This window comes from Amycolatopsis sp. NPDC088138 (assembly GCF_044741685.1).
Lineage (GTDB): Bacteria > Actinomycetota > Actinomycetes > Mycobacteriales > Pseudonocardiaceae > Amycolatopsis.
Map to the genome: position 1 here is coordinate 528,742 of NZ_JBIUTB010000005.1, position 14,665 is coordinate 543,406.

10 protein-coding genes are annotated in these 14,665 nt (G+C 71.9%); 7 read left to right on the forward strand and 3 right to left on the reverse strand.

Features of this window, described 5'->3' with window-relative positions:
- Nucleotides 1–4 precede the first annotated feature (4 nt).
- A complete protein-coding gene (locus tag ACIOD2_RS29025) occupies nucleotides 5–787 on the forward strand; it encodes a DUF6885 family protein (RefSeq protein WP_400544680.1) in 783 nt (260 codons plus the stop codon).
- Here ACIOD2_RS29025 and ACIOD2_RS29030 read toward each other — a convergent pair.
- From ACIOD2_RS29030 to ACIOD2_RS29040, 3 genes are all read right to left on the reverse strand, one after another.
- Nucleotides 765–2,231: an APC family permease gene (locus tag ACIOD2_RS29030; protein ID WP_400544683.1), complete on the reverse strand. Its 1,467-nt coding sequence runs from the start codon at nucleotides 2,229–2,231 to the stop codon at nucleotides 765–767. The genes ACIOD2_RS29025 and ACIOD2_RS29030 overlap by 23 nt on opposite strands.
- A 70-nt stretch (nucleotides 2,232–2,301) precedes the next feature.
- Nucleotides 2,302–2,955 carry a response regulator gene (locus ACIOD2_RS29035; RefSeq protein WP_400544686.1) on the reverse strand — a complete coding sequence of 218 codons (654 nt, stop codon included), beginning with the start codon at nucleotides 2,953–2,955 and terminating at the stop codon, nucleotides 2,302–2,304.
- A 561-nt stretch (nucleotides 2,956–3,516) separates the two neighbouring features.
- On the reverse strand, nucleotides 3,517–4,692 hold the full coding sequence (locus ACIOD2_RS29040) for a sensor histidine kinase (RefSeq protein ID WP_400544689.1): 1,176 nt from the start codon (nucleotides 4,690–4,692) through the stop codon (nucleotides 3,517–3,519).
- A gap of 109 nt (nucleotides 4,693–4,801) precedes the next feature.
- Here ACIOD2_RS29040 and ACIOD2_RS29045 point away from each other — a divergent pair, with 109 nt between their 5' ends.
- The 6 genes from ACIOD2_RS29045 (at nucleotide 4,802) to treZ (ending at nucleotide 14,556) form a co-directional block, all read left to right on the forward strand.
- Nucleotides 4,802–5,383 (forward strand): hypothetical protein, encoded by a 582-nt coding sequence (locus tag ACIOD2_RS29045; RefSeq protein WP_400544692.1) that lies wholly within the window; start codon nucleotides 4,802–4,804, stop codon nucleotides 5,381–5,383.
- 747 nt (nucleotides 5,384–6,130) lie between these two features.
- Nucleotides 6,131–6,331: a hypothetical protein gene (locus tag ACIOD2_RS29050; protein WP_400544695.1), complete on the forward strand. Its 201-nt coding sequence runs from the start codon at nucleotides 6,131–6,133 to the stop codon at nucleotides 6,329–6,331.
- 15 nt (nucleotides 6,332–6,346) lie between these two features.
- Nucleotides 6,347–8,365, forward strand: coding sequence for a 4-alpha-glucanotransferase (malQ, locus tag ACIOD2_RS29055; RefSeq protein WP_400544698.1), 2,019 nt, complete (start codon nucleotides 6,347–6,349; stop codon nucleotides 8,363–8,365).
- A gap of 85 nt (nucleotides 8,366–8,450) precedes the next feature.
- Nucleotides 8,451–10,571: a glycogen debranching protein GlgX gene (glgX, locus tag ACIOD2_RS29060; RefSeq protein WP_400544701.1), complete on the forward strand. Its 2,121-nt coding sequence runs from the start codon at nucleotides 8,451–8,453 to the stop codon at nucleotides 10,569–10,571.
- Complete coding sequence (gene treY, locus ACIOD2_RS29065) at nucleotides 10,568–12,844, forward strand: malto-oligosyltrehalose synthase (RefSeq protein ID WP_400544704.1); 2,277 nt, start codon at nucleotides 10,568–10,570, stop codon at nucleotides 12,842–12,844. The genes glgX and treY overlap by 4 nt, the downstream gene beginning before the upstream one ends.
- Nucleotides 12,841–14,556: a malto-oligosyltrehalose trehalohydrolase gene (gene treZ / locus ACIOD2_RS29070; protein WP_400544707.1), complete on the forward strand. Its 1,716-nt coding sequence runs from the start codon at nucleotides 12,841–12,843 to the stop codon at nucleotides 14,554–14,556. The genes treY and treZ overlap by 4 nt, the downstream gene beginning before the upstream one ends.
- Nucleotides 14,557–14,665 lie beyond the last annotated feature (109 nt).

Here is a 14,665-nt window from a genome sequence, read left to right on the forward strand (position 1 = left end):
ACTGATGTCTTCGGGGATCGACGGCGGGCAGCTCGACCTGTCGGGGATGCGGTGGCTGCCGGGCGGCGCCCGGCTGGCCGCGGTGGCCCAGGCGGAGCTGCCGCAGAAGGACGGGCTGGCCGCGGCGTTCTGCGGCCTCGCCGCGCTGCGGGCGGCCGGGCTCGACGTGCTCGACCAGGACGCCGTCGCGGAGGCCGCGGGTACCGTCCGCGGGCCGGTGTTCCGGCCGCCGGGCGAGCCGGGACGGGCCGATTTCCGGCTGCCACCGCCGGTCGCGGGGGACCCGGTCACCGCCGGTACGCGGGTGTCCGCGCTCGCGACGGCCGTGTCGGCGTTGTCCGGCGGCACCCTCACCGCGGTGCCGGCGGCGGGGGAGTGGACCACCGGCTCGGTGTTCGACCTGCTGGTCGGGCTGTGGGACCTGCCGCGCGTCGCGGTGATCGCCCGGATCGACGGCGCGGAGCTCGGTGCCGACGACACCCCGGAACGGGCGCTGCTCGACTACCTCGACACCGGCGTCCCGCCACTGTGGACGTCCCGCTGGCGCCCGCCGGGTGGCCACTTCGTGCTCCTGGCGGGTGTCCGGATCGGCGCCGAGGGGACGCTTCTGTCCGTTGTGGACACTTACGCGTCGTTGGGGGACAACGGGATCCACGACCAGCCGCTGGAGTGGATCACGGCGGCGCTGGCCGGGCTGGGGATCCTGCTGGTCGTCGACACGGACCGCGCCGCGGTCGCCCGCGAGGCGGTCCGTGCCGCCGGCCTCACTCCGTCGTTTTGGGACTGATCTCGGTTTCGCTGTCTCCGGCCTTCGCGGCGTTCTCGGGCGCGAACCGCGAGTGGCGGCGGCCGTAGGTGAAGTAGATGACCAGCCCGAGGGCCAGCCAGACCGCGAACCGGATCCACGTGAGCACGTTCAGGTTGAGCATCAGGTAAAAACACGCCACCGCGGCGACGATCGGGATCACCGGCGAGAACGGCACGGTGAACGGCCGCTCCAGGTCCGGACGGCGGCGGCGCAGCACCGGCACGGCCACCGCGACGATGATCATCGCCGACAGCGCGCCGATGCTCACCATGTCGGCCAGCTCGGAGATCGGGATGAACGCGGCCAGCACGGCGATCAGCGCGGCCCCGCCGATGGTCATCCGGTGCGGGGTGCCCCACTTCGGGTGCGCGGTGCCGAGCTTCTTGGGCAGCAGGCCGTCGCGGCCCATCGCGTAGCCGATCCGGCCGATCGTGACCAGCTCGACCATCATCACCGACGTCAGGCCGGTGACCGCGCCGAGCGAGATCAGCGCGCCGACCCAGTGCTGGCCGACCTTGTCGAACGCGTCGGCCAGCGGCGCGCCGGTGTCGATGTCGGTGAAGGGGATCATCCCGGTGAGGACGATCGAGACGCCGATGTAGAGCACCGCGCAGACGGCCAGCGCGCCGAGGATGCCGACCCGCAGGTCCTTCTTCGGGTTCAGCGTCTCCTCACCGAGGTTCGCGAGCGCCTCGAAGCCGGTGTAGGCGAAGAAGACCACGGCGGCGGCGGTGATCATGCCGGCGATGCCGTACACCGACTGCTCCAGGCCGAGTGCCGCCTGCACGATCGGCTGTTCCAGCACGCTCGACCCGCCCTCCGGGGGCTTCGCCGCCGGGATGAACGGCGTCAGGTTCGAGCCCTTGACGAAGAACAGGCCGACCGCGAGCACGAGGACGCAGACCGCGACCTTGACGCACACGAGCAGGTTCGTCAGCCAGGCGGATTCCTTGATGCCCAGCACGGCGACCACGGTCAGCACGGCGATGATGGCGACGGCACCGACGTTGACCTTCGCGTCCTCCCCGAACCACGCGGGTGAGAGGCCGAGCAGGTTCGCCAGGTATCCGGACCAGCCACGGGCGACCACGGCGGCGCCGAGCGCGAACTCGAGCAGCAGGTCCCAGCCGATGATCCAGGCGAAGATCTCGCCGAGCGTGGCGAAGGCGTAGGTGTAAGCGCTTCCCGCCGTCGGGACGCTGGAGGCGAGCTCGGCGTAGCAGAGTGCCGCCAGCCCGGCGACGACCGCGCCGAGCACGAACGAAAGTGTCACCGCCGGCCCGGCGTGCGTCTTCGCCTCGACGCCCGCGAGGGTGAAGATGCCGGTGCCGATGATGATCCCGATGCCGAACCCGATCAGGTCGCGTCCGCGCAGCCGCCGTTTGAGCTCACCCGAGTCCTGACGCTTCAGGACCTCGTCCACGTTCAATGTTCTCCGCACACCCATGAGGAGAAGTTAGAAGGTCACGAGCTGTTTCGCAGAACGGCCGGGATCACCCGTCGAGGGCCAGGCCGTTCTCCTGGGCGAGGATCGCGGCCTGGACGCGGGAGCGCAGGTCGAGCTTGGTCAGCACCCGCGAGACGTGGGTCTTCACGGTCGTCTCGCCGATGTACAGCCGGGCGCTGATCTGGGCGTTCGACAGGCCGGCGCCGAGGCAGCCGAGCACCTCGCGCTCGCGTTCGGTGAGGTCGCCGAGACCCCGGGGCCGCGAGACGGGCGCCTGGCTGGTGGCGGCGAAGGCCGTGATGAGCCGCTTGGTGACCTGCGGCGCGAGCACCCCTTCCCCGGCGGCGACGAGCTTGACGGCCTCGATCAGCCGCGGCGCCTCGACGGACTTCAGCAGGAACCCGGCGGCCCCGGCCCGCAGCGCGGCGTGCACGTATTCGTCGAGGTCGAAGGTGGTGAGGACGAGGACTTCGGACAGGCCTTCGGCGATCAGCTCCCGGGTGGCGGCGATCCCGTCGGTGCCGGGCATCCGCACGTCCATCAGGGTGACGTCCGGCCGCAGCGCCCGGGCCTGCCGGATGGCGGCAGCCCCATCGGCGGCCTCCCCGACGACCTCGATGCCTTCGGCGTTGTCGAGGATGATGGTAAGCCCGGCCCGGATGGCCGAGTGATCATCGGCCACGAGGACCTTGACGGTCATGAGGTGCTCCTCACCGGTACCACGGCGCCGAGTGGCCGGGTGCCGGTCTTGTTGTGAGGCCGGCTTGCGCCGGCGGTTGAGTTGTCGGCGGGTGTGGTCCCCGTTGGGCTGGGGTGGTTTGTGCGGCCGGCTGTGGTCGTTGCCTGGCCGGGCCGGCTCGCGCCGGCGGGTGTGGTCGCGGCGCGGCTGGGGTGGTTTGTGCGGCCGGTTGTGGCTGTTGCCCGGCCGGGTGGGCTCGCGCCGGCGGGTGAGGTCGCGGCGTGGTTTGTGCGGGCGGTCATGGCTGCAGCCCGGTGAGGACGGTTTGCCCGGGTGGATGGGTTTCGGCGGCCGGGGTCCTGGCTCGGCGTGCGCAGCCGGTCGTTGCCGCAGCCCGTTCGGGATGGCACGAGCGAGCTGGCGCGACCTCGGGACGGCTGGGGTGGTTCGTGCGGCTCGCGCCGGCGGCCGGGTTAGGCGGATGGGGGCTGCGCCCCTCGGTCGCCGTGCACCGGTGGGTGGTGCTCCAGCCCGGCCGGGGGTCGGTGTTGCCCTCGCTGATTCGGGCTGCGCCTGCCGGGGTCATGTCGAGCCTCCCACCGGGAGCTCCGCGCGGACCAGCCAGCCCGCGCCCGCCGGGCCCGCTGTCAGGGTGCCGCCCACCGCTCCAGCGCGCTCGCGCATGTTCAGCAGGCCCGTTCCGGAACCGTTGTCCGGCTTCGGTTCGTGCTGCACGTCGTTGCGGACCTCCACCTCCAGGACCCCGTCGAGGTAGCGGACGTCCACGTCCACGTGGCCGCCTGGGGCGTGCTTCACCGCGTTCGTCAGTGCTTCCTGCGCGATGCGGTAGGCGGTCAGGTCGACCGCCGCCGGGAGGGCGACCTCTTCGTCCACAGTGGACCCGACCGTTACCAGCAGGCCGCTGGCTCGCGCCGACTCGACCAGTTTGGACAGTTCGGCCAGCCGGGCCGGCGCGGTCGTCTCCGGGCTGCCGCTCTCCGCCTTCAGCAGGCCGATCATCGCCCGCATCTCCTCCAGCGCGCTGACACTGTTCTCCCGCACCGACTCCAGCACCGTCTTCGCCAGCTTCGGGTCCTCCTGCAGCGACAGCGCCGCCTCCGACTGGATCGCGATGGCCGACAGGTGCCCGGCGATCACGTCGTGCAGGTCGCGCGCCATCCGGCCGCGTTCGGCGGCCACCGCCGCCCGCCTGTCCAGCTCCGCGATCTTCGCCACCTGTTCGGCGTTCGAGCGCTCGGTGTCGGCGATGTCGCGCTGCTGCCGGACGTTCGCCGCCCACCACACCGGGGTGAGCACGAACGGCAGCATGCTCAGCCCCGCGAGCACCGCCGTGCGCCACTGCTGGGCGAGCACCAGCACCCCGGCCAGCACGGCCACCACCGACACCGCGGCGACGCCGATCATCACCCGGCTGGTCCGCCGTGAGCCGTACAGGGTCGCCGCGTACAGGAAGTCCGTGAAGACGATCACCACCGGCAGCGACGGGCTCAGCACGATGTCCACCGCGAGCACCACCGTGGCCAGCAGCAGCGCGCCCGGCACCCAGCGCCGCACCAGCTCGAGCCCGCAGAGCGCCGTCAGCTCCGCGAGCCGCACCCACAGTGGAGCGCGGTCGATCCCCGACAGCAGGCCGTGGATACCGCTGAGGTAGACGAGCAGGCCGATGACCCAGGTGGTCAGCGCGATGAGGGCATCCTGCTGCCACACCGGGAGCGAGCGCAGGCGTGGGAAGTGCACGTGACCATCCCAGCACAGAGCGTGGCCGGTCCGCGTCCTACTAAGTGATGATCCGCTGTCCTTCCGATCGACGACGCGCCCGCGCCCGCTCCCGGGCGACGCTGGTCCGGTGAACGAAATAGGGAAGTTCTTCGCGGAGAACCCGATGGCCGCGGTCATCGCGGCGGGTGAGATCGGCTTCTGGCTGTTCATCATCGGCGGGCTGGCCGTGCGGTACGCGCTGCACGCCCGGCGGGCGTCGGTGGTGCTGCTGGCCATGGTGCCGCTGCTCGACGTCGTGGTGCTGGTGGCCACCGTGATCGACCTGGCCGGCGGCGCGAAGGCGAACTTCACGCACGGGCTCGCGGCCGTGTACCTGGGGTTCAGCGTGGTGTTCGGGCCGAGCATGGTCCGCTGGGCCGACGCGCGGTTCGCGCACCGGTTCGCGGGCGGCCCGCCCCCGCCGCCGAAGCTGTGGGGCCGGGAGAAGCTGCGCCACGAGTGGCGCGAGTTCGGCAAGTGCCTGCTGGCCTGCGGGCTGGCCGCGGTGGCGCTGCTGGCGGCGATCTTCGCGATCGGCACGCCGGAGCAGGTCGCACCGCTGTGGGGCTGGCTGCCGCGGCTGGGGGTGCTCTCGGCGATCTGGCTGGTCACCGGGCCGCTCTGGGAGGAGCTGTTCGGCAAGCGCGAACCCGCGAGGGGAGTCCGATGAGCGGTCCGGCTCGTGCGGGATGGCCCGAAACCCGGTGGTCGGGTGCGGTGTTGACGGGGACCTGCCGGCTGAGCGCAGGGTCGCCGGAGTCTGGGTGGTCGGGGGTGGAACTGCCTGCGAGCCGGTGGCCGGACTCGGGGTCGCCGGAGACCTGCTGGCCGGGCGTGGAACTCCCGGCCAGCCGGTGGCCGGACACCGGCTCGCCGGAGACCTGCTGGCTGGGGGTGGGATCGCCGGGGACTCGGCGGCCTGGCGTGGGAATGCCGGGAAACCGGTGGTCGGGCCCGGGATCGCGAAGGAGGCGGAAGTTGGACTCGGGATTGCCCGGGTCCTGGTGGCGGGCCGCGGGATCGTCGACACCTCGATTGCCGAGCGGGGATTCGCGGGAGACCGGTTGGCCGAGCGGGGATTCGTGGGAGACCGGTTGGGCGAGCGGGGACTCGCCGGAGACCGGTTGGCCTGGCGCGGCAGCGCCGGAAATCTGCCGGTCGGGTGCGGAGTCGCTGGAGGCCGGGTGGCCGGAGACCCGATGGCTGGGCGCGAGACTGCCAAATACGCGGCGGCCAGGGGCGGGATCGCCGGGCGGCCGGTCGACGTGCGCGGTCCGCGTACCCAGGGCGACTCACCAGCACCCCGGCAGCGCTCCAGGAGGCCGCCGTCCGGCAGGTGCGCGCTTGCCGGGGACCCGGGTGACGGGCGCAGTCACCCACACCCGCAAACCAGTGAGCTGCGCGAGGAGGCGCCTCGATGGGTGAGCTGATCGGCATGCTGCTCGTCGTCCAGGGTGGTGGTGGGCTGCTCAACCGGCTGCTCGGGGCCAGCTCGCCGAGCTGGTTCGTCCAGCTGCACGTGCTGCCGCCGTCGCTGCACGTCGCGGCCAGTGTGGTGATGGTGCTCGCCGGGGCCGCGGTGCTGGTCACGGGGCGGGGGCGGAAACGTCCCGAGTGATGTCGTCGGGCGCGGATGGCGCGAACGGCCGGGCACCGGAATGCTGTGCCAGTGCCCCACGAGACGCCCGGCCACGAGTTGCCCGACGAAGACCGCAGCCCCCTGCACCAGCTGGCCGACGCCCACGGCATCGCCACCCGGTACGAGAACTCGGACCAGGTGTGGGTCGAGGTGGACGACGACGTCGTCGTCGCCGTCCTGAGGCAGTTCGGCGTCGACGCGACCAGCGACGACGCCGTCCGAGCCGCGCTGACGGCCGTGCGTGAAGCCCGGCCCGCGGGGGCGCTGCCGCCGACGATCGTCGTCCAGGAGGGCGCCACCCGGGCGCTCGGCACCGACGCCGAGGTCGTGCTCGAGGACGGCACCCGCCGGACCGTCCAGGGTGAGCTGCCCGCCGACCTGCCGCTGGGCTGGCACCGGGTGGTCACCGCCGAGCAGGACGTCACCCTCGCCGTCGTGCCGGCGAAGCTGCCCGCCGTCCACCCCGCGTGGGGCTGGATGCTGCAGCTCTACGCCCTGCACTCGGCCGGTTCCTGGGGTATCGGCGACTACGCCGACCTCGCGACGTTCGCCGCCCGCTCCGCCGCCGAACTCGACGCCGGTGTGCTGCTGGTCAACCCCGTCCAGGCCTTCAGCCCGGCCCACCCCGTCGAACGCTCGCCGTACTCGCCCGCGAGCCGGCGGTTCGCCAACCCGATCTACCTGAACGTCACCGCCACCGAGACGTTCGGCCAGGCCGGCGAGGCGACCCAGGACGCGGTCCGCTCGCTGGCCCCGGACCGCGACGGCGAACTCATCGACTACGACGCCGTCTGGACGGCCAAGCGCGCCGCGCTCGAGCTGCTCTGGCCGCACCGGGTCGAAGAGCTGCCCGACGACGCCGACCTCGAAGGGTTCGCCGTCTTCTGCGCCCTCGCCGAGCAGCACGGCGCCGACTGGCGGGAGTGGCCCGAGCCGCTGCGCGACCCGGCCGGGGAAGAGGTCGCGAAGGCGCGCGAAGAGCTCAAAGACCGCGTCGGCTTCTACACCTGGCTCCAGCACCTCTGCCGGGTCCAGCTGGCCGCCGCCCGGACCCAGGCCAAAGAGGCCGGGATGACCGTCGGGATCGTGCACGACCTGCCGGTCGGCGTGCACCCCGGCGGGGCCGACACCTGGGCCGTGCGGGACGTCTTCGCCGCCGACGTGCGGGTCGGCGCGCCGCCGGACGCCTTCAACCAGCAGGGTCAGGACTGGAACCTCCCGCCGTGGCGGCCGGACAAGCTCGCCGAGGCCGGGTACGCGCCGTTCCGGGACGTCATCCGGGGTGTGCTGCGCTACGCCGACGGCATCCGCGTCGACCACATCGCCGGGCTGTGGCGGCTCTGGTGGATCCCGCCGGGCGAGCCCGCGCACCGCGGCACCTACGTCCACTACGACGCCGAGGCGATGGTCGGCGTGCTGGCGCTCGAAGCGCACCGGGCCGGCGCCGTGGTCGTGGGGGAGGACCTCGGGACCGTCGAGGACGTCGTCACCGAGACCATGCACGAACGCGGCATGCTGAGCTCGGCCGTCCTGTGGTTCGAACGCGACTGGGACACCCCCGGCCACCCGTTCACCGACCCGGCCGAGTGGGACCCGGACGCGATGGCCAGCATCTCCACGCACGACCTGCCGACGGTCGCCGGCTGGCTGGCCGCCGAGCACGTCCGGGTGCGCGCCGAGCTGGGGCTGCTGGACCGGGGTGTCGACGCCGAACGCCAGGCCGCGGCGGACGAACGTGAAGCTTTGTTCGAACTCGTTGCACGGGAAGGGATCCCGGACGGCGACCCGGTCGTCGCGCTGCACACCCTGCTCGCGAAAGCCGCGTCCCGGCTGGTGCTGACCTCTCCGGCCGACGTCACGGGCCAGGTACGGCAGCCGAATCTGCCGGGAACCATCGACCAGTACCCTAACTGGCGGATTCCCCTTCCCGTCAGCGTCGACGGTTTCTTCACCGCGAGGGGAGTGCGCGCCGCGGTCGCGCCGCTGGCTGCGGCGCGTCCGTTGCCCGGGTAACGGGTATACCGCTGCGCACGACCCCTGTGATGCGCGTCCGCGAGTGCGGACGCCCCGGCACCACCCGAAGCTCGAGGAGACACCAGTGCGGCCCTGGCCAGGAACGCCCTACCCGCTCGGCGCCACCTACGACGGAGTGGGGACGAACTTCGCCCTCTTCTCCGAAGTGGCCGAGCAGGTCGAACTGTGCCTGTTCGACGGCGACGGCAACGAGTCCCGGCACGCGCTCGAAGAGGTCGACGGCTTCGTCCACCACGGTTACCTGCTCAACGTCGGCCCCGGCCAGCGCTACGGCTTCCGCGTGCACGGCCCGTACGACCCGAGCCGCGGCCTGCGCTGCAACCCGAACAAGCTGCTGATCGACCCGTACGCGAAGGCCGTGTCACACGGCGTGAAGTGGGACGAATCGCTGTTCGGGTACCAGTTCGACAACCCCGAGGAGCGCAACGACGCCGACTCCGCGGGCCGGGTGCCGTATTCGCTCGTGGCGAACCCGTTCTTCGACTGGGGCAACGACCGCCAGCCGCGGCGGCCCTACAACGAGACCGTCATCTACGAGGCGCACGTCAAGGGCATGACGGTGAATCACCCGTTCGTGCCGGAAGCGCTGCGCGGCACGTACGCCGGCATGGCGCACCCCGCCGTGGTCGAGCACCTGCAGAAGATCGGCGTCACCGCCGTGGAGCTGCTGCCGGTGCACCAGTTCGTCTCCGACCACGGCCTGGAGGAGAAGGGCCTCACGAACTACTGGGGCTACAACACGATCGGGTTCTTCGCGCCGCACGACGCGTACGCGGCGATGCCCGGCGAGGGCGGCCAGGTCCAGGAGTTCAAGGGCATGGTCAAGGCCTTCCACGAGGCCGGCATCGAAGTGATCCTCGACGTGGTTTACAACCACACCGCGGAGGGCAACCACCTCGGGCCGACCCTGTCGATGCGCGGCATCGACAACGAGGCCTACTACCGGCTGGTGGAGGGGAAGTCCGAGTACTACATGGACTACACCGGCACCGGGAACTCGCTCAACGTGCGCAACCCGCACACGCTGCAGCTGATCATGGACTCGCTGCGGTACTGGGTGACCGAGATGCACGTCGACGGCTTCCGGTTCGACCTCGCTTCGGCGCTGGCGCGGGAGTTCTACGACGTCGACCGGCTGTCCACGTTCTTCGACCTGGTGCAGCAGGACCCGATCGTGAGCCAGGTGAAGCTGATCGCCGAGCCGTGGGACGTCGGCCCCGGTGGTTACCAGGTCGGCAACTTCCCTCCTTTGTGGACGGAGTGGAACGGGCAGTACCGCGACACCGTCCGCGACTTCTGGCGCGGCGAGCCCTCGACGCTGGGGGAGTTCGCGTCGCGGATCACCGGCTCGTCGGACCTCTACCAGGACGACGGCCGCCGCCCGTTCGCGTCGATCAACTTCGTCACCGCCCACGACGGCTTCACGCTGCGGGACCTGGTGTCCTACAACGAAAAGCACAACGAGGCCAACGGCGAGGACGGCCGTGACGGCGCCGACGACAACCGGTCGTGGAACTGCGGTGTCGAGGGCGAGACCGACGACCCCGAGGTCAACGAGCTGCGCATCCGCCAGCAGCGCAACATGCTCGCCACGATGATCCTGTCGCAGGGCGTGCCGATGATCCTGCACGGCGACGAGATCGGCCGGACCCAGCAGGGCAACAACAACGTCTACTGCCAGGACTCCGAGATCGCCTGGATGGACTGGGAGCTGGCCAAGCAGAACGCCGACCTCGTGCGGTTCACCGGCGGGCTGACGACGTTCCGGCACCGCCACCCGGTGTTCCGCCGCCGCCGGTTCTTCCAGGGCGGCCCGGTCGGCAAGGGTGACAAGCTCGGCGACATCGCCTGGTTCACCCCGGCCGGCGAGGAGATGACCGAGCAGAACTGGGACGACGGCTTCGGCAAGGCCGTCGTGGTCTTCCTCAACGGCAAGGCGATCCCGGACCTCGACCCGCGCGGCATGTCGGTCGAGGACGACTCGTTCCTGCTCGCCTTCAACGCCCACTACGAGGACATCGACGCCACGCTGCCGGGCAACGGCTACGGCCAGGCCTGGACGGTCGTCATCGACTCCGCCACCGGCGAGGTCGAGCCGACGACCGCGGAGCCGATCGAAGGCGGCGGCAAGCTCACCCTGCCCGCGCGGTCGCTGATCGTGCTCCAGCGGACGGAGACGGAATGACGGTGCCGGAGTCGACCTACCGGGTGCAGCTGCGCCCGGAGTTCACCTTCGCCGACGCCGCCGGGCTGACCGGCTACCTGCGTGACCTGGGCATCGGCGCGCTCTACGCGTCGCCGGTGCTGGACGCGACGCCGGGCTCGACCCACGGCTACGACGTCGTCGACCCGACCCGCGCGCGTCCCGAGCTGGGCGGCGAGCAGGCCCGCCAGGACCTCTCGAAGAAGCTCAAGGAGGCCGGGCTCGGCCTGGTCGTCGACATCGTGCCGAACCACATGTCGGTCGAGACGCCGAAGGTGAACCGCTGGTGGTGGGACGTGCTCACGCACGGCCGCGACTCCGAGCACGCCGCCTTCTACGACGTCGACTGGGACCGCGGCCCGATCCTGCTGCCGGTCCTGGGCGACGACGACGCGGTGAGCGAGCTGACTGTGGAAGGCGACGAGCTCGTCTACTACGACCACCGGTTCCCGATCGCGCCCGGCACCGCCGGCGGCACGCCGCAGGAGGTGCACGAGCGCCAGCACTACCGGCTCGCCGGCTGGCGGCGCGGCAACGCGGAGCTGACCTACCGGCGGTTCTTCGACATCACCAACCTGGCCGCGGTCCGCGTCGAGGACCCGGTGGTGTTCGCCGAGACGCACGGCGAGGTGCTGCGCTGGGTCGCCGACGGAGACGTCACCGGCCTGCGCGTCGACCACCCGGACGGCCTCGCCGACCCGGGCGGCTACTTCCGGCGGCTGCGGGAGAACGCGCCGGGCGCGTGGATCGTCGCGGAGAAGATCCTGCACCCGGGTGAGCCGCTGCCGCAGAGCTGGCCGGTCGACGGCACCACCGGGTACGACGCCCTGCGCGAGATCGCCGGGGTCTTCGTCGACCCGGCGGCCGAGCCCGCGTACACCGCCCTGGCGGACGAGCTCGGTGTCCGGACGGGCTACCACGACGTCGAGGCCGAGGCCCGGCGCCTGGTCACCGACCGGATCCTGGTCGCCGAGGTCCGGCGGATCGCGGCGCTGCTGCGCCACGAGAACACCGAGGCCGCCCGGGAAGCCGTCGCCGAGACCATGGTGGCGTTCCCGGTCTACCGCTCCTACCTGCCCGAAGGCGAGCAGCACTGGGCGACGGCGATCGCCGCCGCCCGGGAAGCCCGCCCGGATCTCGGTGAGGCGCTCGACGCCCTCGACGCGCAGGTGCGGGCCGAACCCGATGGCGAGCTGGCCACGCGCATCCAGCAGACGTCCGGCATGGTCGTCGCGAAGGGCACCGAGGACACCACCTTCTACCGCTACACCCGGTTCGCCGCGCTCAACGAGGTCGGCGGCAACCCGGACCGGTTCGGGCTGGACGTCGAGGAGTTCCACCGCCTCGCGGCCGCGCGCGACGCCGGTTACCCGGCCGCGATGACGACGCTGACCACCCACGACACCAAGCGGTCCGAGGACACCCGGGCCCGTGCGTCGGTGCTGGCCGAGCTGCCCGGCGAGTTCGCCGACGCCGTCCGCCGCTGGAGCGCGCGCCGCGGGATCGACGAGCCGTCGCTCAACCTGCTGGCCTGGCAGACGCTGGTGTCGACCTGGCCGATCGAGCCGCCCCGGCTGCGGGACTACCTCGACAAGGCGGCCAAGGAAGCCAAGCTCCGCACCAGCTGGACCGACCACGACGAGGAGTTCGAAAAGGCCGTCGCGGCCTGGCCGGACGACGTCATGGGCGACGCCGAGCTGGCCGCCGACATCGGCGAGTTCGTCGGCCGGATCGAGGGACCGGGCTGGAGCAACTCGCTCGGCCAGAAGCTGGTGCAGCTGACCGCGCCGGGCGTCCCGGACGTCTACCAGGGCACCGAGCTGTGGGACTTCTCGCTGGTCGACCCGGACAACCGCCGCGCGGTCGACTACACGGCCCGCCGCGAGATCCTCGCCCGTGTCATCGAGGGCGAGCAGCCGGAGATCGACGCCTCGGGCGCCGCGAAGCTGCTGGTGACGCACAAGGCGCTGAAGCTGCGCCAGGAGCACCCCACGCTGTTCCACGGCTACCGCCCGCTGCGCGCCGAGGGTGTCGCCGCGGACCACGTGCTGGCCTACAACCGCGGCCCCGGCCTGGTCGTCGCCGTGACCCGGCTGCCGATCGGCCTCGAAAAGGCCGGCGGCTGGCGCGACACCGTGCTGCCGCTGCCCGACGGCGTCTGGACGGACGTCCTGACCGGCCGCGACGCCACTCCGGACGTGGCCACGCTGTTCGACCGCTACCCCGTCGTGTTGCTGGTGCGAGGAGACGCATGACGTTCACCGTGTGGGCCCCGTCGGCGGAGCGCGTCCGCGTCCAGGTCGACGCCGACGTGCACGAGATGACCCGCGGCGACGGCGGCTGGTGGTCCGCCGAGGCCGAGGGGATCAACTACGCCTTCCTGATCGGCGACTCGGGCGAGCCGCTGCCGGACCCGCGCTCGCGGTGGCAGCCGCACGGCGTGCACAAGGAGTCCCGCGTCTACGACCACGCGGAGTTCGAGTGGACCGACGACGCCTGGCACGGGCGTCAGCTCGCCGGCGGCGTCGTCTACGAGCTGCACATCGGCACGTTCACCCCCGGCGGCACCTTCGACGCGGCCATCGACCGGCTCGACCACCTGGTGGAGCTGGGGATCACCCACGTCGAGGTGCTGCCGGTGAACTCCTTCGACGGCACCGCGGGCTGGGGGTACGACGGCGTCCTCTGGGGCGCGGTCCACGAGCCCTACGGCGGGCCGGACGGGTTCAAGCGGTTCGTCGACGCCGCCCACGCGCGCGGCCTGGCCGTCGTGCTCGACGTCGTCTACAACCACCTCGGGCCGTCGGGGGCCTACCTCGACCGGTTCGGGCCGTACTTCGCCGGCCAGAACGACTGGGGTCCCGGCCTCAACCTCGACGGGCCGGGTTCGGACGAGGTCCGCCGCTACGTCGTCGACAACGCGCTGGCCTGGTTCCGCGACTTCCACGTCGACGCCCTGCGCCTGGACGCCGTGCACGCGCTGCTCGACCGGCGCGCCACCCACCTGCTCGAACAGCTGGCCGTCGAGGTCGAGACGCTGTCGGCGGGGCTGAACCGGCCGCTGACGCTGATCGCCGAGTCCGACCTGAACGACCCGAAGCTGGTGACGCCCCGCGAGCGTGGCGGGTACGGCCTGCACGCCCAGTGGTCGGACGACTTCCACCACGCGATGCACGTCAAGCTGACCGGCGAGGACTCCGGTTATTACGCCGACTTCGCCGCGCGGGACGCGATCGAGCGGGTGCTGCGCGGGGTGTTCTTCCACGCCGGCACCTGGTCGTCGTTCCGGGAGCGGACGCACGGCCGCCCGGTGGACACCCGGACCGTGCCGGGCCACCGCTTCCTCGCCTACCTGCAGGACCACGACCAGATCGGCAACCGCGCGACGGGCGACCGGCTCTCGGCCACGGTGTCGCAAGGCCGGCTGGCGTGCGGCGCGGCGATCCTGTTCTGCTCGCCGTTCACGCCGATGGTGTTCATGGGGGAGGAGTGGGCGGCGAGCACGCCGTGGCAGTTCTTCGCCTCCTTCCCGGACCCGGAGCTGGCCGAGGCGGTGCGCACCGGCCGCCGTCGCGAGTTCGCCCGGCACGGCTGGGGCGAGTCCGACGTCCCCGATCCGATGGACCCGGCGACGGTCGAGCGCTCGCGACTCGACTGGGCCGAGGTCGAGCGCCCCGGCCACCGGGAGATGCTCGAGCTGTACCGGACGCTGATCCGGCTGCGCCGCGAGCGGCCCGAACTGGCCGACCCGTGGACGCCGGACCTGCGCATCGACGCCGCCCCGGACAGCTCCTGGCTGGTGCTGCACCGCGGCGGGCTGCGGCTGGCCTGCAACTTCGGCCCGGGCGACGTCACGCTCCCGCTCGGGGCCACGAAGGAGCTGCTCAGCTGGGGCGAGGCCACCGTGGACGGTGGCGCCGCGCACCTGCCTCCGGAGACCTTCGTGCTGGCGGACACGGCACCCTGAATGTCCGTGAAGGCCACATCGAGGGACTCAGAGTCCCTCAATGTGGCCTTCACGGACTTCGGCGACCAGGGCCCTGACCGCGGTTTTCCGTGGTTGCGCACCGCCGAGC

What these genes read in the sequence shown, in the direction of transcription:
- treZ (WP_400544707.1), top strand. Translation starts at nt 12,841, where the DNA reads ATGACGTTCACCGTGTGGGCCCCGTCGGCGGAGCGCGTCCGCGTCCAG.
- malQ (WP_400544698.1), top strand. Translation starts at nt 6,347, where the DNA reads ATGGCGCGAACGGCCGGGCACCGGAATGCTGTGCCAGTGCCCCACGAG.
- ACIOD2_RS29050 (WP_400544695.1), top strand. Translation starts at nt 6,131, where the DNA reads ATGGGTGAGCTGATCGGCATGCTGCTCGTCGTCCAGGGTGGTGGTGGG.
- ACIOD2_RS29035 (WP_400544686.1), bottom strand. Translation starts at nt 2,955, where the DNA reads ATGACCGTCAAGGTCCTCGTGGCCGATGATCACTCGGCCATCCGGGCC.
- ACIOD2_RS29025 (WP_400544680.1), top strand. Translation starts at nt 5, where the DNA reads ATGTCTTCGGGGATCGACGGCGGGCAGCTCGACCTGTCGGGGATGCGG.
- treY (WP_400544704.1), top strand. Translation starts at nt 10,568, where the DNA reads ATGACGGTGCCGGAGTCGACCTACCGGGTGCAGCTGCGCCCGGAGTTC.